We start from the raw sequence: 21,673 nt of genomic DNA on the forward strand, positions 1-21,673 counted from the left end.
AACATGGATATCTTTATTTCGAAAAAAATGCGCAATTTTATTCTGTTGGCGCAGACCAATAACATCGCCAGAGCGGCGGAAAAAATACATATGACCGCTTCCCCCTTTGGCAAAAGCATCGCCGCGCTGGAGGATCAAATTGGCTATACGTTGTTTACCCGTAAAGATAACAGCATCAGCCTGAATAAGGCAGGGCAGGAGCTTTATCAGAAGCTGTTTCCGATTTATCAGCGCTTATCAGCAATTGATAACGAAATCCATCACTCGACGCACCGTTCGCGCAATATTGTCATCGGTATCGACAACACGTATCCCACCATTATTTTTGATCAGTTGATAAGCCTCGGCGACAAATACGATGGCGTCACCGCACAGGCGGTGGAGTTCAGCGAAAATGGGGTGATTGATAATCTGTTTGACCATCAGCTCGATTTTATTATCTCGCCACAGCACGTTTCTGCTCGCGTTCAGGAGCTGGAAAATCTGACCATCACCGAGCTTGCACCTTTGCGGCTAGGGTTTCTTGTTTCCCGTCGTTACGAAGATAAGCCACCGCAAGAGCTTTTGCGTGAGCTACCCTGGTTGCAAATGCGCTTCCAGAACCGGGCGAATTTTGAGGCGATGCTGGATGCTTATATGCGCCCATGCGGAATTAATCCCACGGTCATCTATCGGCCTTACAGCTTTATGGCCAAGATCAGCGCCGTGGAGCGCGGACAGTTTCTGACGGTGATCCCGCATTTTGCCTGGCGTCTGGTGAACCCGGCGAAGCTGAAGTACTTCGACGCGCCCGGTAGCCCAATGTATATGCAGGAGTATCTCTACTCGCTGAAAAACCATCGCTATACCGCCACGATGCTTCAACACATTACTGAAGATCGTGACGGCACGGCGAATTAACCGAGCATTGAGCCGTATTCGATTAAGTTATGGTGCAGATCGAACGCGTGACGGAGGTCGTGATGGATATGCCCGCCCGGTGCATTTTCCAGATAGCGATGCAGATAGTTTCGATAGAGTGGATGCGCGCAATTTTCGATAATCGTGTGCGCCCGCTGTAGCGGCGATAGCCCGCGCAGATCGGCGATCCCTTGCTCGGTGATGATGACTTTCACACTGTGCTCGCTGTGATCGACATGGCTGCACATCGGTACAATCGTCGAGATCTTCCCGTCTCTGGCAATTGACGGCGCCATGAAAATGGAGAGATACGCGTTGCGCTCGAAATCGCCGCTGCCGCCGATGCCGTTCATCAGATTCACCCCGGCCACGTGGGTGGAGTTGGCGTGGCCGTAGATATCAAATTCCAGCCCAACGTTCAGCGCGATAACCCCCAAACGGCGGATGATCTCCGGATTATTGGAGATCTCCTGCGGGCGCAGTACGATGCGGCTGGAGAAGAAGTCCATATTGTCGTAAATCTTACGTAGCGAATCGGCGGAGACCGTCAGGCTTGAGGCGCTGGCCCCGGTGATTTTTCCGCTTTCCAGCAGATGTACCACCGACTCCTGCAAAACCTCTGAATACATCGTAAACGGCGGAATATCCGGGTTTTCGCCAAGCCGCGCCATCACCGCGTTGTTGATATTGCCAACCCCGCTTTGTAGCGGCAGAAACTCAGGCGGGATCCGTCCCTGCGCCATCTCATTGAGCAAAAATGTCACTACATTATCGGCGATTTGCTGGCAGAAAGGGTTGTTCTTCTCTAGTGCGTTACCTGCATCGGGCAACTCGGTCTCCACCACCGCAACAATCTTTTTCGGATCGATCTGTACGTACTGGCTGCCTACGCGATCCATGGTGTGAAAAATAGAGACGCTATTGCGACGCGGCGGCGCGCCGGGGATCACGATATCAGCCAACTCAGCAACTCGCGGGCTGTGGTAGTGATTTAGCTCAATGATCACTTTTTTCGCCCGCAGCAGCCAGGTTGGCGCGTTGCCGATCCCGCTGGAGAGCCAGACTCGTCCATCCGGCGCAATGGCTGAAGCCTCGATCACCGCAACGTCAATATCGCCAAAGAAGCCGTAGTTGACCATCTGCGCCACTTCGCTCAGGTGCAGGTCGACAAATTTCACTCTCCCCTGATTGATTTTTTGCCGCAGGCCGGAGGCGGTCTGATACGGAGCGCGCCACGAGACGGCGTCGGCTTCTGATAAGGCATCATCCGCCGCTGCACTAATTGACGCCCCGGTTAGCAAACGAATCTGAAAAGGCTGTTGCGCCTGATGCAGTTCGCTGGCGCGGCGGGCAATGGCAGCAGGCAGGGCCTTGGGCGAACCGGCGGGCGTGAACCCGCTGAACGCAACCATCTGGTCGTGCTGGATAATCTCCGCTGCTTCATCGGCGCTCATCCGTTTCATTTTGCTCTCCTTAATGGCCGATGAAATTAGGTTTACGTTTTTCCATAAACGCGCTCATGCCTTCCTGATAATCCTCACTGTCGTAAACGGCGCGGCGCATCCCCTGAATACGCTCAAACTCATCGGAATTCATGGTGTGCGCTTCGCCAAGCACGCGCAGCTCTTCCTTTATTACCGCAATGGCCAGCGGCGCTTTTTCCGAGATGTGGTGCGCCATCTGGAGGGTGAAATCTTCCAGGTCTTCAACCTCTACGACGTGGTTGAGAATGCCGACCGCCAGCGCGCGCTGGGCGGTAATCGGCAGGGCGGTGAAAATAAGCTCTTTAACGATATGGAAACCTGCGTCGCGGGTAAGGTTGTGGATGCCGACCAGGTTGTACGGTACGCCGAGGTTGACCGGGGTCATTGAGAAGGTTGAGGTGCTGGCAGAAATAATCAGATCGGAACTCATGATCATCTCAAACGCACCGCCCCAGACGCTGCCTTCAACCATTGAGATCACTGGCTTCGGGTATTTTTGGATCATGCGGGTGATTTGGCGTAGCGGATCGTCATACGAAAGCGGATCGCGCCGACCGGCGGGCAACTCATGGATATCATGGCCTGCGGAGAATACCTTTGCTCCGCTCGGGGCACGTAAAATAACGCAGCGAATTTCCGGCTTGTTGAGATCGCTTAGCGCCTGCATCAGATCGTCGATAAACACCTTGCTCAGGGCATTGAGCTTGCGCGTATAGTTGAACTCAATGACCGCAACTTTCTGGATGATTTCCACATTAACATATTGGTAAGACATAAATATCCTTGCATTAAAAGTAATGATTCTGGAGAAATTCGCTGATCTGCCGCAGTCCGGTGCGCGGCGAGAGGCTGTTATTTTTGACGGCCTGTAGCGTCTGCTGGAAGTAGTGCTCGAAGTCGGTACGGGCAAAGAGCTGGTGCAGCGCTTCCGTTTCCGTCTGCTTTTGCAGCCACTCCACCGCCTGTTGTTGACGCAGTTTTTCCAGACTGCCGTTGGCGGTCAGTGCCGTTCTGAAGTCGAGGATGGCGAGCCAGATTTCTTCTATACCGCGTTTTTCCAGCGCGCTACAGCTCAGAACGCGCGGCTGCCACTCAGCGTATTTGCGGCGCAATATATGTAGCGCGGATTCGTACATATGGCGGGCGATGGCGACGCTGGCGCGGTTATCACCGTCGTCTTTGTTAATGACCACCAGATCCGCCATCTCCATGATCCCTTTTTTGATGCCCTGGAGGTCGTCGCCGCCACCGGCGATTTGCAGCGAGATAAAGCAGTCCACCAGGCGGGCGACCTCCGTCTCTGACTGCCCGACGCCGACGGTTTCGACGATCACCACGTCGTAACCCGCCGCTTCGCACAACAGCATTAGTTCTCGAGCGCGCTGGCTTGTGCCGCCAAGGTGCCCGCTTGAGGGAACCGGCCGAATAAACGCGCTGTCTGAGCGCGATAGCTCGACCATTCGGGTTTTATCGCCGAGAATGCTGCCGCCGCTAACCGGACTGCTGGGGTCAACGGCAATTACCGCCACCTTTAACCCCTCACGGATTAGCAACATGCCAAAGGTTTCCAGAAAGGTGCTTTTTCCGGCTCCCGGCGTACCGGTGATGCCCAAACGCAGGGCGTTACCGGTGAACGGCATAATGGCGTCCAGCAATTGCGTACTCAGCGCCTGATGACGGGGATGCTGGCTCTCTACCAGCGTCATGGCCTGGGCGAGCGTGGTGCGCTCCCCCAGCCGCAGCCGACGGATGGCATCAGCAAGGGTGGATTCGTTAATCATGATGCTGGCTAATCCGCGTCAACACGTCGCGCACGCTCTCCAGCATCGGCGTGCCGGGGCCGTAAATTGCTGCCACACCATGCTCGTGCAAGAAGGCGTAATCCTGCGGCGGGATCACGCCGCCGGCGATGACGCAGATATCATCACGACCCCATTTTTTCAGTGCCGTAACCAGTTCAGGAATCAACGTTTTGTGGCCCGCCGCCAGCGACGACGCGCCAACCACGTGCACATCGTTTTCCACCGCCAGACGGGCGATCTCATCGGGCGTGGAGAACATCGGGCTGAGATCGACATCGAAGCCAAGATCGGAATAGGCGCTGGCGATCACTTTGGCTCCGCGATCGTGGCCATCCTGGCCCATCTTGGCGATCAGAATACGCGGACGGCGGCCGTTCTCTGCCAGGAACTGGTCAGTTTGCGCAACAATGGCGTCAAACTCGCCAGCGGATTTGTCGGACTGATGGTAGCTTTGCGCAATGACTCCGGTGACGCACTGGCTGGGCACCAGATAACGGTCAAATGCGGCTTCCAGCGCGTCGGAAATCTCACCGAGCGTGGCGCGAACGCGGGCGGCGTTAACGGCGGCGGCGAGCAGGTTTTCATTATGCTGGGCGGCGTGGGTGAGGGCGCTCAGCGCGGATTTTACTGCCGTATCGTCACGGGTGGCGCGGATACGTTCCAGCGAGGCGATTTGCTCGTTGCGCACTTTAACGTTGTCGATTTCCAGTACCGCCGTTTCGTCCTCTTTCTCCAGCTTGTACTTGTTGACGCCGACGATAACGCGCTTGCCCTGGTCGATCAGCGACTGCTCGCGGGCGGACGCTTCTTCGATCATCCGCTTCGGCAGGCCCGCTTCGATGGCCTTTGCCATTCCGCCTGCTTCGTCGATCTTTTCGATGATGGCCCGCGCCTGCTTGACGATGTGATCGGTCAGCGACTCCACGTAGTAAGAACCGGCCAGCGGATCGACGGTGCGGCAGATCTCCGACTCCTCCTGAATGATGATCTGCGTATTGCGTGCGATGCGGGCGGAAAAGTCGGTGGGCAAACCGAGCGCCTCGTCGAAGGCGTTGGTGTGCAGCGACTGAGTGCCGCCGAGCGTAGCGCCGAGCGCTTCGATGGTGGTGCGGATCACGTTGTTGTACGGATCCTGCTCGGTCAGGCTCCAGCCGGAGGTCTGGCAGTGGGTGCGCAGCGCCAGCGACTTTGGATTGGTCGCGCCAAAACCGCTGACCGCCTCGCTCCACAGATAGCGTGCGGCGCGCAGCATGGCGACGTTCATAAACAGATCCATGCCGATGCCGAAGAAGAACGACAGGCGCGGGGCGAAATCGTCGATTTTCAGCCCGGCGGAGAGTGCGGCCCTGATGTACTCGATGCCGTCGGCGAGGGTGAACGCCACCTGCTGCACGCAGTTAGCGCCAGCTTCGCCCATGTGATAGCCGCTGATGCTGATGGTGTTAAAGCGCGGCATGTTGTCTGAACACCAGGCGATAATGTCGGCGATAATGCGCATCGACGGCTTCGGCGGGTAAATATAGGTGTTGCGGCACAGGTACTCTTTCAGAATATCGTTCTGGATCGTCCCGGTAAGCAGTTCCGGCGCCACGCCCTGCTCCTGCGCCGCCACGATGTAAAACGCCAGCACCGGCAGCACCGCGCCGTTCATGGTCATCGATACCGACATTTTATCCAGCGGGATCTGGTCGAACAGCACCTTCATATCTTCGACGGTATCAATGGCGACGCCCGCTTTACCGACGTCGCCTGCCACGCGCGGGTTGTCGGAGTCATAGCCGCGATGGGTGGCGAGATCGAAAGCGACGGAAAGCCCTTTTTGCCCGGCGGCGAGGTTGCGGCGGTAAAAGGCGTTGGACTCTTTGGCGGTGGAGAAACCGGCGTACTGACGGATGGTCCACGGCTGGGCGGTATACATGGTAGCTCGCGGGCCGCGAACGTAAGGTGCCAGGCCGGGAAGCGTGCCAGTGACCTCCAGATTATCGAGGTCGGCTTCGGTATACAGTGGTTTGATGGCAATCCCTTCTGCCGTCTGTTTTACCAAAGACTCAACGGTTTTTTCCCGTCGACTCAGTTCCTTATTGGCGAGTGTCCGCCACTCCTGCAAGTCTGACATTTTGTGCTCCGTATTCCACAATTAAAATAAGGTATTGCGAATACGGTGAGCTTTTTAACGATCCTTGTCGCCAGCAAAAAATAGCCATCAATGCGTCGTTTTTTGCCGCATGGAATATTTTATTTTGTGATGTATTTCAAAGACGTGATGTGGAGATGGTGGGTCATGCAGGCCGGATGGATCCGGCCTGCTGGCGAGGCTTAATCTTGTCTTAACACTTTGTGGCCGTAAGCGATCAGCGCATCGGTGACCCGGCGCATCATGCGGCTTTCTGGCGCGAAACGGTGCCAGTAGAGCATCCGGCGCTGGAACAGGCCAGGGGTGAGGTTAATAAGTTCGCCGCTGTTCAGCTCTTTCTCAATCTGCAAGTGCGGGATCATACAGCAGGTTGTCCCCTGACGGGCCAGTTGCACAAAGGCCTCAGAGGAGTTAACGATATGGCAGGGTACGCTACCCGGTGGTAAGTCGAAGTTCTGTTGCAAAAAGGCCTGATGCATATCATCAAGATGATCGAATGCGACTACCGGGGCTTTGAGCAGCGCCGAGCGGGTCACGCCGTTCGGGAAATAGCGTTGTGCAAATTCTTTGGAGGCGACGAACAGGTAGTCCAGAGCCCCGAGCTGATCGACCAGACAGCTTGGCAGCGCCTGCGGCTGGATACTGACTGCACCAACCACTTCGCCACGGCGCAGGCGTTCCTGGGTCCGGGTTTCATCTTCGACCTGCAGGTTCAGACGAATAGGCGAGTCGGAAAGTACGCTGGAAAGCGCGGGCAGCAGCCAGGTCGCCAGGCTGTCGGCGTTGACCGCTAATGACAGCAGCAGCGGCGTAGCACCGGTCTGCTCATCGCCCAACCACTCTTCTTCCAGCAGCTCAACCTGGCGCAGCAGGGCCAATAGCTTTTGCCCTTGTTCGGTCGGACGCGGCGGGACGGTACGCACCAGCAGCGGCTGCCCAAACATATTTTCCAGCTGTTTGATACGCTGAGAGACGGCGGACTGTGTAATACAAAGCTTCTGCGCGGCGCGCTCAAACCCTCGTTCCCTGATTACCGCGTCCAGCGCTTGTAGTGTTCTGTAGTCCGGTCGTTTCATTGATCTGGCGTACCCCTAGTACTTTTCGTTAACTTGCACTATGACATAAATTTGTTTTTGATGAAGACGAAAAATGATCTACTCAGTTGTGTGATCCCCGTCGCAGGGACAATGGCACCCTTGATGTTCTATAATGCGCCACAGGAATTCACATCTCGGACCATAATCATGACGCAAGATGAACTGAAAAAAGCGGTAGGCTGGGCGGCATTGCAGTATGTACAACCTGGCACCATTGTTGGAGTCGGCACTGGCTCCACGGCGGCGCATTTTATTGATGCGCTGGGCACCATGAAAGGGCAGATTGAAGGCGCGGTTTCCAGCTCTGATGCTTCGACTGAAAAACTGAAAGGCCTCGGCATCCATGTGTTTGATCTCAACGAAGTGGATAGTCTTGGCGTTTACGTTGACGGTGCTGATGAAATCAACGGCCATATGCAGATGATCAAAGGCGGTGGCGCAGCGCTGACGCGTGAGAAGATTATCGCCTCGGTCGCGGATAAGTTTATTTGTATCGCTGATGCGTCTAAACAGGTCGATATTTTGGGCAAATTCCCGCTGCCGGTTGAAGTGATTCCGATGGCGCGTAGTGCCGTCGCGCGTGAACTGGTTAAGCTTGGTGGTCGTCCGGAATATCGTCAGGGCGTGGTGACCGATAACGGCAACGTGATCCTCGATGTATTTGGCCTGGAGATTCTGGATGCTATCGCGCTGGAAAATGCGATTAACGGCATTCCAGGCGTCGTTACCGTTGGTTTGTTCGCCAATCGTGGCGCTGACGTGGCGTTGATCGGAACCGCCGATGGTGTAAAAACTATCACTAAATAGTCTGATCAGGGGGAGTGAATGGCTCCCTCGTAAATATTTTTTTGTCAGGACGATTTTGGTGACTTCTGTCACATTTATGCGGCTGGTGTCATTAACAATCTACCTTTCTTTTACTTTCTGGTGTTTTGTCCTGTCATTTCCCTCTGTGTGATATTTCTTCAGGTCGTCGACGCAAACGTTCATATTGCCGCAATAGTTTTTTTTGATATGTTGCTGAGAAGAACTTTCGTTCCGCACGACATCAGATAAGACAAAAACAGGACGGGGAAATGGCTAAGGTATCACTGGAAAAAGACAAGATTAAATTTCTACTGGTTGAAGGTGTGCATCAAAAAGCGGTGGATAACCTCCGCGCAGCAGGCTACACCAACATCGAATTTCACAAAGGCGCGCTGGACAGCGAAGAGCTGAAAGCGTCGATCCGTGATGCCCATTTCATCGGCCTGCGTTCCCGTACTCACCTGACTGAAGAGATCTTCGCGGCGGCGGAAAAGCTGGTTGCGGTCGGTTGTTTCTGTATCGGTACCAATCAGGTTGATTTGAATGCGGCGGCAAAACGCGGTATTCCGGTGTTTAACGCGCCGTTCTCAAATACTCGCTCTGTTGCTGAACTGGTGATCGGCGAACTGCTGCTGATGCTGCGTGGCGTACCGGCGGCAAACGCCAAAGCGCACCGTGGTGTCTGGAACAAGTTGGCTGTCGGCAGCTTTGAAGCGCGCGGCAAAAAACTGGGTATTATCGGCTATGGTCATATCGGTACCCAGCTGGGTATTCTGGCAGAATCGCTGGGAATGCACGTTTATTTCTATGATATTGAAAGCAAACTGCCATTAGGTAATGCCACTCAGGTTCAGCATCTCTCTGATCTATTGAATATGAGCGATGTGGTGAGCCTGCACGTGCCGGAAAACGCCTCCACCAAGAACATGATTGGCGCAGAAGAACTGGCGCTGATGAAACCGGGCGCACTGCTGATTAACGCCTCTCGCGGTACCGTGGTTGATATCCCGGCGCTGTGCGATGTACTGGCAAGCAAACACCTGGCGGGCGCAGCGATTGACGTATTCCCGACTGAACCGGCGACCAATACCGACCCGTTCAATTCGCCGCTGTGCGAATTCGACAACGTGATCCTGACTCCGCACATTGGCGGATCAACCCAGGAAGCACAGGAAAATATCGGCCTGGAAGTGGCTGGCAAGCTGGCGAAGTACTCCGATAACGGTTCAACGCTTTCTGCGGTTAACTTCCCGGAAGTGTCGCTGCCGCTGCACGGCGGTCGCCGTCTGCTGCACATCCATGAAAACCGTCCGGGCGTACTGACTGCTCTCAACCAGATTTTTGCTGCTCAGAGCATTAACATCGCGGCCCAGTATCTGCAAACCACCCCGCAGATGGGCTATGTGGTTATTGATATTGAAGCGGAAGAAGATGTCGCGCAGCAGGCGCTGCAGGCAATGAAAGCTATTCCAGGTACGATTCGCGCACGTCTGTTGTTCTAATCATTTTTGTCAGCGGGCAGGTTTTGACCTGCCCCTTTTCCTTTCCGAACTCCTCATTTCTGAAATTTCCCGCGCTCCTACAAACTCTTTGCGAGGCTTGCCGTAAACGGCGATTAAAGCCGATAGATGTCGTTGTGCCTGAAAGAAAGGGAATTACGATAAGGGCGCAGCATGAGGCTGAAACGGGAAAGCCCCTACCGAAGCAGGGGCTCTAAAAGGAAAGGGACGATGATGAGACTATTCATCATGTTGCTTATCTTGTTAATCATTGCCTGGCCGGTATATTAACAGAGAGGAAGCAGGAGGGAGGTTCGCCTCCCTCACCCTTTACCCGAGAATTTAGGTTAAAAAAAAAGCAATGTCAATGGGACCGACGCTCTACCAGAGCCAGGTTTTTGCTGGCGTAACCACTGCGGGCAGCGGGATATCCCACTGCTCCGTTGGTAACGCTTCGACCTGCTGGCAGTCGTGGGCGTAGCCGACCGGCTGTAGATGATGCTGCCGCCAGTTTTGCAGCGTCCGGTCATAAAATCCACCGCCCATACCCAGTCGCTGTCCGACGGCATCAAACGCCACCAGCGGCGTAATCAGCACATCCAGTTGGCTAAGGGGGAGGACGTCGCGCACATCAAGCTTTGGCTCGCGGATTTTCAAGCGATTCACTACCAGGTTGCTGCTCGGATGGTAGTGCAGAAACAGAAGATTACCCGGGCTGAAAGGGTGGAGCACCGGAAGATAAACCCGTTTACCCGCCCGCCACAGCTGATCAATCAGCGGTTGTGTATCCAGTTCTCCATCAAATGAGAGAAACACTGCCACGGTATGCGCCAGTAAAACCGGTGGATAGGCCATCATTCGGTCAGCGGCCTGAAGCGCAAACTGCGTTTGCTGCTCTGGCGTTAATGCACGTCGGCGCAGGCGAGTCTGCTGGCGAATTTGTTGTCGGCTTAGTGGGATATCTGAAATTTGAGTCATACCGGGCAGCCTGAAAAGCGTTACGAGAACAAAGGAGACGAACGAAGCAAGTGTAATACACCAGGCGGCAAAAGCCGAAAATGAAACTGGGGGGATGGAACGATAAAGAAGGGAATCTCCGAGATGCCGCCGCAGGCTGTAACCCTTGAACCCTTGGTTCAAGGTGAATGTGTCGTCACAGTCTTAAGGCTTCTCGGACGAACCGAGCATGCTCACCAACCGTGGAGCGCCACATTCTTGTGGTATGAAATATCGGCTCAGGGGACTGGCCCGCTTGCAAACATCTCAGAGAAATTTTGTTCTTGCGATTACTCTAACACAGTTAAATGCAAAGTGTTATTCAAACTTCTGCCCGGGTCTTTCGCTTATGCGACCTTGCTCAAGCAACGCTTGTTCGATGGTCTGCTGAAGCATCCGAATACGCTGTTCCATGCTGGCGGCGTAGTCGCGGGTTTTCGCTTTTTCCTGAGCCAATTCGTAGCTGATGTTCAACGCGGCGATGAAAACCAGCTGCTCAGTATTTGTGACTCTAGTGCGTTCTTTTAAATCTTGCAACCGCTGATTCAGGTCGTCAGCTGCCTGGTTTAAGGCATCCCTTTGTTCAGGCGGGCAATTCACTCGTAGTGAACGGCCAAAAATTTGGAGATCTACGGGTTGTGCAGACATGCCACCTTCCTGCTGATTGACTGCGCTGCCTTCACGCCCTGCCCGGGTCTGCGAAGGGGCGACACTATAGCTACCCTGGAATGAAGATACAAGCCCCATTCTGGTTCACCAGGGTCCAAAGTGGTAGCATATCATGAATTCCTCCCAACGATGACGAATGCGCATGTCTATACAGAACGAAATGCCTGGTTACAACGACGTAGACCAGTTACTGAACCAACAAGGGGTGGGATTAACCCCTGCCGAAATGCACGGTTTGATCAGCGGGATCCTGTGCGGTGGCAATAAAGACAGCAGTTGGCAGCCGTTGGTACATGACTTGACCAACGAAGGTCTTGCTTTTGGTCATGAGCTGGCACAGGCGCTGCGTAACATGCATTCCGCCACCAGCGATGCGCTGGAAGATGACGGCTTTCTGTTCCAGCTCTATTTGCCGGATGGAGACGCGGTGAGCGTTTTCGATCGCGCCGATGCGCTGGCGGGTTGGGTGAACCATTTTCTGCTCGGGTTGGGCGTGACGCAGCCTAAGTTAGATAAGGTCAAAGATGAAACCGGCGAAGCCATCGACGATCTGCGCAACATTGCCCAGTTAGGCTACGACGAGGATGAAGACCAGGAAGAACTGGAAATGTCCCTCGAAGAGATTATCGAGTACGTACGCGTTGCCGCGCTGCTGTGCCACGATACCTTCTCTACGCAAAAGCCTACTGCGCCGGAAGTTCAAAAGCCGACATTACACTAATCATTGATTAAATCGTTCAGGGGGCGTCATGACTCAGCAGGAATTTCTCTCTCGTCGCCAGGCTCTGCTGGCACAGATGCAGCCAGGCAGCGCAGCGCTAATTTTCGCAGCACCGGAAGCGGTACGCAGCGCAGATTCGGAATATCCCTACCGGCAAAGCAGCGACTTTTGGTACTTCACCGGCTTTAACGAGCCAGAAGCGCTCCTTATCTTGATTAAAAGCGACGAAACGCATAATCACAGCGTATTGTTTAACCGTGTCCGCGATCTGACGGCGGAAATTTGGTTTGGTCGTCGTCTTGGTCAGGACGCTGCGCCGGAAAAACTCGGCGTCGATCGCGCCCTGGCATTTAGTGAAATCAATCAGCAACTATTCCAGATACTTAACGGCCTTGATGCTATTTATTTTGCACAGGGTGAATACGCTTACGCAGACGAAATCGTGTTCAACGCGCTGGAAAAACTGCGCAAAGGCGTGCGTCAGAATCTGCAAGCGCCGAACTCGGTGATTGACTGGCGGCCGATGGTGCATGAAATGCGCCTGTTTAAGTCGGCGGAAGAGCTTGAGGTGATGCGGCGAGCTGGTGAGATTTCCGCGCTGGCCCACACCCGCGCCATGGAAAAATGTCGCCCGGGCATGTTTGAGTATCACCTTGAAGGCGAAATCCTTCACGAATTCAACCGCCACGGCGCGCGCTTCCCTTCCTACAACACCATCGTTGGTGGCGGCGAAAATGGCTGCATCCTGCACTACACTGAAAACGAATGTGAACTGCACGACGGCGATCTGGTATTGATCGATGCAGGCTGTGAATATCGTGGCTACGCGGGCGACATCACCCGAACTTTCCCGGTTAACGGCAAGTTCAGCCCGGCGCAGCGCGAGATTTACGATATCGTCCTCGAATCGCTGGAAACCTCGCTGAAGCTCTATCGTCCCGGCACCTCAATTCACGAGGTTAATCAGCAGGTCGTGCGGATTATGATTACTGGCCTGGCGCGTCTGGGGATCCTCAAAGGGGATATCGACGAGCTGATTGCCAACAACGCCCATCGTCCTTTCTTTATGCATGGTCTGAGCCACTGGCTTGGCCTCGACGTGCATGATGTCGGCAACTATGACGTAGACCGTTCGCGCATCCTCGAACCGGGGATGGTGCTGACCATCGAACCGGGACTCTATATTGCGATGGATGCCGATGTGCCGGCTCAGTATCGCGGTATCGGCATTCGTATCGAAGATGACATTGTTATCACCGAAGACGGCAATGAAAATCTCACCGCAGGCGTCGTGAAAAAAGCCGATGATATTGAGGCGCTGATGGCGGCGGCGCGCGAGCTATGAGCGTGCTGATCGTTGGCGGCGGAATGACCGGCGCGACGCTGGCGTTAGCCATTTCTCGCTTCACCAGCGGCACGTTGCCGGTGCATTTGGTGGAAGCGACAGCGCCGGAATCCGCGCAGCATTCGGGCTTTGATGCCCGCGCAATCGCCCTGGCCGCCGGCACCTGCCAACAACTGGCTCGGGTGGGTATCTGGCAAGAGATTGCCGACTGCGCTACGCCTATTCAGCGTGTCCACGTCAGCGATCGCGGTCATGCGGGCTTTGTGACGCTCGATGCTCAGGAGTATGGCCTGGCGGCATTAGGCCAGGTGGTTGAGCTGCACGATGTGGGCCAGCGCTTGTTTGCGCAACTGCGCAAAGCGCCGGGCATTACGTTGCACTGCCCGGCAAAAGTTGAAGACGTCAGCCGCTGCGAGGAGGGCGTAAGCCTGACCCAGGACAGCGGCGAGGTTCTCCACGGTAAACTGCTGGTGGCGGCCGACGGCTCTCGCTCCACTCTGGGGGCTCGTTGTGGCATTAGCTGGCAGCAGCAACCCTATGAACAGTTGGCAATTATTGCCAACGTTAGCACCGCCCTGCCTCACAACGGCCGCGCCTTCGAACGCTTTACCCAACACGGCCCGCTGGCGATGCTGCCGATGTCGCAGGGGCGCTGCTCGCTGGTGTGGTGTCATCCGCAGTCGCGGCAAGAAGAGGTACTGAGCTGGTCTGACGAACGTTTTTGCCATGAGCTTCAGCAAGCGTTTGGCTGGCGACTCGGTCAAATTACCCATGCCGGAAAGCGCAGCGTTTATCCGCTATCGCTGACTTCGGCCACCCGCACGGTTGCGCATCGTCTGGCGCTGGTCGGCAATGCGGCACAAACGTTACATCCTATTGCCGGACAGGGTTTTAATCTCGGTCTGCGCGATGTGATGAGCCTGGCGGAAATGCTGGCGCAGGCGCAGGCCGCTGGTCAGGACTCGGGTGATTATTCACTTCTGAGTCGCTATCAGGCGCGGCGTGCCGATGATAAAGCTGCCACCATTGGTGTGACTGACGGGCTGGTGCATCTGTTCGCCAATCGCTGGGCGCCGCTGGTCGCGGGGCGTAACCTGGGCCTGATGGCGATGGAATTATTTACCCCGGCGCGAGATGCGCTGGCGCAGCGTACCCTCGGTTGGGTCCCCCGTTAAGGAGTTAAACGTGCAAAGTGTTGATGTCGCCATTGTTGGCGGTGGGATGGTGGGCCTGGCGGTTGCCTGCGGTTTGCAGGGGAGCGGGCTGCGCGTGGCGGTGCTGGAACAGGCAACTCCTCAGCCGCTGGATATGGATGCGCCGCCGGCGTTGCGGGTATCGGCGATTAACGCCGCCAGCGAGAAGCTGCTGAGCAAACTGGATGTCTGGCAGGATATTGTCGCCCAGCGCGCCAGCCGCTACCACGGTATGGAAGTGTGGGACAAAGACAGTTTTGGTCGCATCAGCTTTGATGACCAGAGCATGGGATTCAGCCACCTCGGGCATATTATCGAAAACGCTGTGGTGCACCATGCCCTGTGGCAGAAAGCTCAGCGCTGTTCCGATGTCACCCTGCTGGCCCCGGCTCAACTGCAGCAGGTCGCATGGGGCGAGAACGAGGCTTTTCTGAGCCTGCAGGACGGCAGCATGTTAACCGCCCGGCTGGTGGTTGGCGCTGACGGTGCCAATTCATGGTTGCGCAACAAAGCCGATATTCCTCTGACTTACTGGGATTATCATCATCATGCGCTGGTTGCCACTATTCGTACCGCAGAGCCGCACGAAGCGATTGCGCGTCAGGCGTTTCACGGCGAAGGAATTCTGGCGTTCTTGCCGCTCAGCGATCCGCATCTCTGCTCTATTGTCTGGTCGCTATCTCCTGAAGACGCGAAGCGGATGCAGCAGGCGGACAAAGCCGCTTTCAACCAGGCGCTGAATATTGCTTTCGATAACCGCCTTGGCCTGTGCTCGGTGGAAAGCGAACGCCAGGTTTTCCCGCTGACGGGCCGCTATGCGCGTCAGTTCGCCGCCCATCGTCTGGCGCTGGTTGGCGATGCTGCTCACACCATTCATCCGTTAGCGGGGCAGGGTGTCAATCTTGGCTTTATGGATGCCGCCGAGCTGATTGACGAGCTCAAACGCCTGCATGCGCAGGGAAAAGATATTGGTCAGCATTTGTATCTGCGTCGCTATGAGCGCAGCCGCAAGCATAGCGCCGCAGTGATGCTGGCAGGAATGCAGGGTTTTCGCGAGATGTTCTCCGGCAGCAATCCGGCGAAGAAGCTGCTGCGCGATATCGGCCTTAAGCTGGCGGACACGCTGCCCGGTGTGAAGCCGCAGCTTATCCGTCAGGCAATGGGACTAAACGACCTTCCTGCCTGGTTACGTTAAGCCCATCACACTTCTCTCTCCCGGCCATCGCGCCGGGTCTCCCCACTCATTTGAAATAATCTAATCTCACCTCTTTTTTCGCATTAGTTTTATTAATGTTACCTTTTTTTTGTTATAGAAATTAGGTACGTAATTTCGCATAAAATATCATTACCATCTGCCTATAAGGTTCATGACATTGTTTTTATGTGGCATCTATCGCTTTAATTCAGTTGATAACTCTGTAGGCTCATCGACGGATTTTAGTCATAAGCTAATGTGATGTCCTGATTCAGCTTATGGTTTACTCCCGGTATCGGTGGTAAGTTCTGGCCAAAGAGAACGTTTGCGTCGACGTCCGTCAGCGATGTCGACGGCGGATTTCGTGGCGCAAAATCGCCAAAAATAGTGGCTGGTTCCGTTTTATTCGATGAGGAAAAGATGGCTCAACAGACTCCGTTGTTTGAACAACACACGCTATGCGGCGCGCGCATGGTGGATTTCCATGGCTGGATGATGCCGCTGCATTACGGATCCCAGATTGATGAGCATCACGCGGTGCGCGGCGATGCCGGAATGTTCGATGTGTCGCACATGACCATCGTTGATTTCCACGGCAGCCGCATCCGTGAATTCCTGCGTTATTTGCTGGCTAACGACGTGAGTAAGCTCACCACGCCGGGCAAAGCGCTCTACAGTGGGATGCTAACCGCTTCTGGCGGCGTCATCGATGACTTGATTGTCTATTTCCTTTCTGAAGATTATTTCCGCCTCGTTGTTAACTCCGCCACCCGTGAAAAGGACCTTGCCTGGATAACTCAGCAATCTGAATCTTATGGCCTTGAAATGACCGTGCGTGACGATCTTTCACTGATTGCCGTACAGGGTTCGAAAGCGAAAGAAAAAGCAGCGACGCTGTTTACCGATGAGCAGCGCCAGGCGGTTGCAGGCATGAAGCCGTTCTTTGGCGTGCAGACGGGCGACCTGTTTATCGCCACCACCGGCTATACCGGCGAAGCGGGTTATGAAATTGCGCTGCCGAACGAACAGGCGGTGGATTTCTGGCGCGGTCTTCTGGATGCAGGCGTTAAGCCATGCGGTTTGGGCGCGCGCGACACGCTGCGTCTGGAAGCGGGGATGAACCTGTACGGCCAGGAGATGGACGAAGGCGTTTCTCCGCTGGCGGCGAACATGGGCTGGACCATTGCATGGGAGCCCGCAGAGCGTAATTTTATCGGCCGCGAAGCGCTGGAGTTACAGCGTGAAAAAGGCACTGAGCAGCTTGTTGGCCTGGTGATGACCGAGAAAGGCGTCCTGCGCGGTGGCTTGCCGGTGCGCTTTAGCGATGCCGAGGGTAATCAGAAAGAAGGCATTATCACCAGCGGCACCTTCTCCCCAACGCTGGGCTACAGTATTGCGCTGGCACGCGTACCGGAAGGCATCGGCGAAACCGCCGTGGTGCAGATTCGTAACCGTGAAATGCCGGTAAAAGTGACTAAACCTGTTTTTGTACGCAACGGCAAAGCCGTGGTGTGATTTCCCCTTTTGGAGATGAATTGATGAGCAACGTACCAGCAGAACTGAAATACAGCAAAGAACACGAATGGCTGCGTAAAGAAGCTGACGGCACCTATACCGTCGGGATCACCGAACACGCACAGGAGCTGCTTGGCGATATGGTCTTCGTTGACCTTCCGGAAGTGGGCGCCATCGTCGAAGCAGGTGCTGACTGCGCGGTTGCCGAGTCTGTGAAAGCGGCTTCCGATATCTATGCACCTATTAGCGGTGAAATCGTTGCCGTTAACGAAGAGCTGAATGACTCTCCTGAGCTAGTGAACAGCGAGCCGTACACCGACGGCTGGATCTTCAAAATCAAAGCCAGCGACGAAGCTCAGGTTGCCGCTCTGCTGGATGCCACTGCATACGAAGCCCTGTTAGAAGACGAATAAATACGCTTCATTCTTCACGTTGCAGGTGTGTTGGCTGCGCTCGCTCACCCCAGTCACGTACTTATGTACGCTCCTGGGGATTCACTGACTTGCCGCCTGCCTGCAACGCGAATTATTTTGCGTATTCAGATAAGTAGAGACACCTACGATTCACCGCACGTTTCAGGAACCATCGCTCATGACCCAGACTTTAGGCCAGCTTGAAAACCGTGACGCCTTTATTGAACGTCACATCGGCCCGGATGCCCAGCAACAGCAGGAGATGCTGAAAACCGTTGGCGCCGACTCGCTTAACGCCCTGATTGGCCAGATTGTGCCGCAGGATATCCAGCTGGCGACGCCGCCGCAGGTGGGCGAAGCAACGACTGAATTCGCCGCGCTGGCGGAGCTGAAGGCGATTGCCGGTCGTAACAAGCGCTTCAAGTCGTACATTGGCATGGGCTACAGCGCCGTGCAGCTGCCGCCGGTTATTCAGCGCAACATGCTGGAAAATCCGGGCTGGTATACCGCCTATACGCCTTATCAGCCGGAAGTTTCCCAGGGGCGTCTGGAGTCACTGCTGAACTTCCAGCAGGTGACGCTCGACCTGACCGGTCTGGATATCGCTTCGGCCTCGCTGCTGGACGAAGCTACCGCCGCGGCAGAAGCGATGGCGATGGCTAAACGCGTCAGCAAACTGAAAAACGCCAACCGTTTCTTCGTTGCCGCCGATGTTCATCCGCAAACGCTGGACGTGGTGCGTACTCGTGCGGAAACCTTTGGCTTTGACGTGATTGTCGATGATGCTGATAAAGTCCTCGACCACCAGGATGTCTTCGGCGTACTGCTGCAACAGGTCGGAACCACGGGTGAAGTGCATGATTACAGCAAGCTGATCGCGGAACTGAAAGCGCGCAAAGTGATTGTCAGCGTCGCCGCCGATTTTATGACGCTGGTTCTGCTGACCGCTCCGGGCAAGCAGGGCGCGGACATTGTCTTCGGCTCCGCTCAGCGCTTCGGCGTACCGATGGGCTACGGCGGCCCGCACGCGGCCTTCTTTGCCGCAAAAGATGAATTCAAACGCTCCATGCCGGGCCGTATTATCGGCGTATCGAAAGATGCGGCGGGCAATATTGCGTTGCGCATGGCGATGCAGACTCGTGAGCAGCATATTCGCCGCGAGAAAGCGAACTCCAATATCTGTACTTCCCAGGTGCTACTGGCTAACATCGCCAGCCTGTACGCCGTATTCCACGGCCCGGTAGGCCTGAAGCGTATTGCCAGCCGTATTCATCGCCTGACCGATATTCTGGCCGATGGTCTGCAGAAAAAAGGCCTCAAGCTGCGTCACGCGCATTACTTCGATACCCTGTGCGTGGAAGTTGCTGATAAAGCTGCGGTACTGGCGCGGGCGCAAGCGCTGCAGATCAACCTGCGCAGCGATATTCACAACGCCGTCGGCATCACGCTGGATGAAGCCACCACCCGCGAAGATGTGCAGAACCTGTTCCGTGCCATCGTTGGCGATGATCATGGTCTGGATATCGACACCCTGGATAAAGACGTGGCGCTTGATAGCCGCTCGATCCCGGCCAGCATGCTGCGTGACGATGCGATCCTGACCCATCCGGTATTTAATCGCTATCACAGCGAAACCGAAATGATGCGCTATATGCACTCGCTGGAACGCAAGGATCTGGCGCTGAATCAGGCGATGATCCCGCTGGGCTCCTGCACCATGAAGCTCAACGCCGCCGCTGAAATGATCCCGATCACCTGGCCGGAATTTGCCGAGCTGCACCCGTTCTGCCCGATCGATCAGGCGGAAGGTTATCATCAAATGATCGCCCAGCTTGCCGACTGGCTGGTGACCTTGACCGGTTACGACAGCGTCTGTATGCAGCCGAACTCTGGCGCACAGGGCGAGTACGCGGGCCTGCTGGCGATCCGTCATTACCATGAGAGCCGTCACGAAGGGCATCGCGATATCTGCCTGATCCCGGCCTCTGCCCACGGCACCAACCCGGCTTCCGCGCAGATGGCGGGGATGCAGGTGGTCGTGGTGGCCTGTGATAAAAATGGCAACATCGATCTGGCAGATCTGCGGGCAAAAGCGGAGCAGCACGCTGACAACCTCTCCTGCATTATGGTCACCTATCCGTCCACCCACGGCGTCTACGAAGAGACGATCCGCGAAGTGTGTGAAATCGTGCATCAGTTCGGCGGCCAGGTTTACCTCGACGGTGCGAACATGAACGCGCAGGTCGGCATTACCTCTCCAGGCTTTATCGGCGCAGACGTATCGCATCTCAATCTGCATAAAACCTTCTGCATTCCGCACGGCGGCGGCGGCCCGGGTATGGGACCGATTGGCGTGAAATCACATCTGGCGCCGTTTGTTCCGGGCCATAGCGTGGTGCAAATCGAAGGTATGCTGACCCGTCAGGGCGCAGTTTCCGCCGCCCCGTTCGGCAGCGCCTCGATTCTGCCGATCAGCTGGATGTATATCCGCATGATGGGCTCAGAAGGGCTGAAACAGGCGAGCCAGATGGCGATTTTGAATGCCAACTACATCGCCACCCGCCTGAAAGACGCGTTCCCGGTGCTGTATACCGGACGCGACGGTCGCGTGGCGCACGAATGCATTCTTGATATTCGTCCGCTGAAAGAAGAGACCGGCATCAGTGAACTGGACATCGCTAAGCGCCTGATTGACTTTGGTTTCCACGCGCCGACGATGTCCTTCCCGGTAGCGGGTACGCTGATGGTTGAGCCGACCGAATCGGAAGGCAAAGCCGAGCTGGACCGTTTTATCGATGCGATGCTGGCGATTCGCGGCGAGATTGACCGTGTGAAAGCCGGTGAGTGGCCGCTGGAAGACAACCCGCTGGTTAACGCTCCGCATACCCAGGGCGAACTGGTGAGCGAGTGGAACCACCCGTACACTCGTGAGCTGGCGGTATTCCCGGCAGGGCTGAACAATAAATACTGGCCGACCGTGAAGCGTCTGGACGATGTTTACGGCGACCGTAATCTCTTCTGCTCTTGCGTCCCGATGAGCGAATACCAGTAATCTGCTGATTAGACTATCTTTTAAAGGCGCTGCGGCGCCTTTATTTTTTGGGGGAATGGCATGACGATAGCATTAGTGACCGGCGGCAGCCGCGGAATAGGTAAAGCGACGGCGCTGCTGTTGGCGCAGGAAGGTTATACCGTGGTGGTGAATTATCACCAGAACAGTGAAGCTGCGACCGGCGTGGTGAACGAAATTATCGCCTGCGGCGGAAAGGCCGTTGCGCTGCAAGCGGACGTCAGTGATGAAAGGCAGGTGGTGGCGATGTTTGAGGCTATCGATCGCCTTGGCGAACCGCTCTCGGCGCTGGTCAATAACGCTGGCATTTTGTTTACCCAAGGGACGATTGAAAGCCTTTGCGCCGAGCGGATTAACCGGGTGCTGGCGACCAACGTCACTGGCTATTTTCTTTGCTGCCGGGAAGCGGTAAAGCGGATGTCACACAAGCACGGCGGTAAGGGTGGGGCGATTGTTAACGTTTCATCAGCGGCCTCGCGCCTGGGCGCGCCGGGGGAATATGTGGACTATGCCGCGTCAAAAGGCGCGGTAGATACCCTGACCACTGGCCTGTCGCTAGAGGTTGCGGCGCAGGGAATTCGGGTCAACGGGGTTCGTCCTGGCCTAATTTATACTGAAATGCACGCCAGCGGCGGTGAACCGGGGCGCGTGGATCGCGTGAAGTCGATGTTGCCGATGCAGCGCGGCGGTCAGCCGGAAGAGGTCGCCCAGGCCATCGTCTGGCTGCTGAGCGACAAAGCCTCCTACGTGACCGGCAGCTTTCTGGAGCTGGCGGGCGGGAGGTAATCCGTAAATCTTTCCCGGAGGCGGCGCTGCGCACCTGTCCGGGCTAC

18 protein-coding genes and 1 other RNA gene are annotated in these 21,673 nt (G+C 55.6%); 11 read left to right on the forward strand and 8 right to left on the reverse strand.

Annotation, left to right across the window (positions count from 1 at the left end; all coding sequences use genetic code 11):
- The first annotated feature begins 3 nt into the window (after positions 1-3).
- Entirely contained in the window at positions 4-900 is an 897-nt protein-coding gene (gene srsR, locus ACMYSL_RS04595) for a LysR family transcriptional regulator SrsR (RefSeq protein ID WP_142512828.1), read from the forward strand.
- Here the strand turns inward: srsR and ACMYSL_RS04600 are convergent.
- The 5 genes from ACMYSL_RS04600 to argP form a co-directional block, all read right to left on the reverse strand.
- A complete protein-coding gene (locus ACMYSL_RS04600) occupies positions 897-2,363 on the reverse strand; it encodes an acetyl-CoA hydrolase/transferase family protein (protein WP_434661555.1) in 1,467 nt (488 codons plus the stop codon). The two genes, srsR and ACMYSL_RS04600, sit on opposite strands and share 4 nt — an antisense overlap.
- 10 nt (positions 2,364-2,373) lie before the next feature.
- Entirely contained in the window at positions 2,374-3,159 is a 786-nt protein-coding gene (scpB, locus tag ACMYSL_RS04605; protein WP_434661556.1) for a methylmalonyl-CoA decarboxylase, read from the reverse strand.
- Positions 3,160-3,172: 13 nt separating this feature from the next.
- Positions 3,173-4,165 carry a methylmalonyl Co-A mutase-associated GTPase MeaB gene (gene meaB, locus ACMYSL_RS04610; protein ID WP_434661557.1) on the reverse strand — a complete coding sequence of 331 codons (993 nt, stop codon included), beginning with the start codon at positions 4,163-4,165 and terminating at the stop codon, positions 3,173-3,175.
- Positions 4,158-6,302: a methylmalonyl-CoA mutase gene (gene scpA / locus ACMYSL_RS04615; RefSeq protein ID WP_434661559.1), complete on the reverse strand. Its 2,145-nt coding sequence runs from the start codon at positions 6,300-6,302 to the stop codon at positions 4,158-4,160. Before scpA ends, meaB begins: the two co-directional genes overlap by 8 nt.
- Before the next feature lie 200 nt (positions 6,303-6,502).
- Positions 6,503-7,396: a DNA-binding transcriptional regulator ArgP gene (argP, locus tag ACMYSL_RS04620; protein WP_110276731.1), complete on the reverse strand. Its 894-nt coding sequence runs from the start codon at positions 7,394-7,396 to the stop codon at positions 6,503-6,505.
- A gap of 168 nt (positions 7,397-7,564) precedes the next feature.
- Between argP and rpiA the strand changes: the two genes are divergently transcribed.
- Positions 7,565-8,224: a ribose-5-phosphate isomerase RpiA gene (gene rpiA, locus ACMYSL_RS04625; RefSeq protein WP_110276730.1), complete on the forward strand. Its 660-nt coding sequence runs from the start codon at positions 7,565-7,567 to the stop codon at positions 8,222-8,224.
- Positions 8,225-8,493: 269 nt separating this feature from the next.
- Entirely contained in the window at positions 8,494-9,726 is a 1,233-nt protein-coding gene (gene serA, locus ACMYSL_RS04630) for a phosphoglycerate dehydrogenase (protein ID WP_112216549.1), read from the forward strand.
- A 378-nt stretch (positions 9,727-10,104) separates the two neighbouring features.
- On the opposite strand, the gene ACMYSL_RS04635 is transcribed toward serA, so the two are convergent.
- The 3 genes from ACMYSL_RS04635 to zapA all read right to left on the reverse strand — a co-directional run bounded on the left by ACMYSL_RS04635 (position 10,105) and on the right by zapA (position 11,367).
- A complete protein-coding gene (locus ACMYSL_RS04635) occupies positions 10,105-10,701 on the reverse strand; it encodes a 5-formyltetrahydrofolate cyclo-ligase (protein ID WP_434661560.1) in 597 nt (198 codons plus the stop codon).
- Between the two features lie 111 nt (positions 10,702-10,812).
- Positions 10,813-10,996, reverse strand: a non-coding RNA gene (gene ssrS, locus ACMYSL_RS04640) — 6S RNA.
- Positions 10,997-11,037: 41 nt separating this feature from the next.
- Positions 11,038-11,367 carry a cell division protein ZapA gene (gene zapA, locus ACMYSL_RS04645; protein ID WP_110276727.1) on the reverse strand — a complete coding sequence of 110 codons (330 nt, stop codon included), beginning with the start codon at positions 11,365-11,367 and terminating at the stop codon, positions 11,038-11,040.
- 163 nt (positions 11,368-11,530) lie between these two features.
- On the opposite strand from zapA, the gene ACMYSL_RS04650 reads away from it, so the two are divergent.
- From ACMYSL_RS04650 to ACMYSL_RS04685, 8 genes are all read left to right on the forward strand, one after another.
- On the forward strand, positions 11,531-12,109 hold the full coding sequence (locus ACMYSL_RS04650) for a YecA family protein (protein ID WP_142670565.1): 579 nt from the start codon (positions 11,531-11,533) through the stop codon (positions 12,107-12,109).
- A 28-nt stretch (positions 12,110-12,137) separates the two neighbouring features.
- Entirely contained in the window at positions 12,138-13,454 is a 1,317-nt protein-coding gene (gene pepP / locus ACMYSL_RS04655) for a Xaa-Pro aminopeptidase (protein WP_434661562.1), read from the forward strand.
- Positions 13,451-14,629 (forward strand): 2-octaprenyl-6-methoxyphenyl hydroxylase, encoded by a 1,179-nt coding sequence (ubiH, locus tag ACMYSL_RS04660; RefSeq protein ID WP_434661563.1) that lies wholly within the window; start codon positions 13,451-13,453, stop codon positions 14,627-14,629. Before pepP ends, ubiH begins: the two co-directional genes overlap by 4 nt.
- Positions 14,630-14,639: 10 nt before the next feature.
- Positions 14,640-15,842 carry an FAD-dependent 2-octaprenylphenol hydroxylase gene (ubiI, locus tag ACMYSL_RS04665; protein ID WP_304253523.1) on the forward strand — a complete coding sequence of 401 codons (1,203 nt, stop codon included), beginning with the start codon at positions 14,640-14,642 and terminating at the stop codon, positions 15,840-15,842.
- A gap of 420 nt (positions 15,843-16,262) precedes the next feature.
- A complete protein-coding gene (gene gcvT, locus ACMYSL_RS04670; RefSeq protein WP_434661565.1) occupies positions 16,263-17,357 on the forward strand; it encodes a glycine cleavage system aminomethyltransferase GcvT in 1,095 nt (364 codons plus the stop codon).
- 23 nt (positions 17,358-17,380) lie between these two features.
- Complete coding sequence (gene gcvH, locus ACMYSL_RS04675) at positions 17,381-17,770, forward strand: glycine cleavage system protein GcvH (RefSeq protein WP_110276721.1); 390 nt, start codon at positions 17,381-17,383, stop codon at positions 17,768-17,770.
- 178 nt (positions 17,771-17,948) lie between these two features.
- Positions 17,949-20,822, forward strand: a complete 2,874-nt coding sequence (gcvP, locus tag ACMYSL_RS04680) for an aminomethyl-transferring glycine dehydrogenase (protein WP_434661566.1) — start codon at positions 17,949-17,951, stop codon at positions 20,820-20,822.
- A 60-nt stretch (positions 20,823-20,882) separates the two neighbouring features.
- Complete coding sequence (locus tag ACMYSL_RS04685; protein WP_434661568.1) at positions 20,883-21,626, forward strand: SDR family oxidoreductase; 744 nt, start codon at positions 20,883-20,885, stop codon at positions 21,624-21,626.
- Positions 21,627-21,673 lie beyond the last annotated feature (47 nt).

It is taken from the genome of Klebsiella sp. MISC125, assembly GCF_051131775.1.
GTDB lineage: Bacteria > Pseudomonadota > Gammaproteobacteria > Enterobacterales > Enterobacteriaceae > Klebsiella.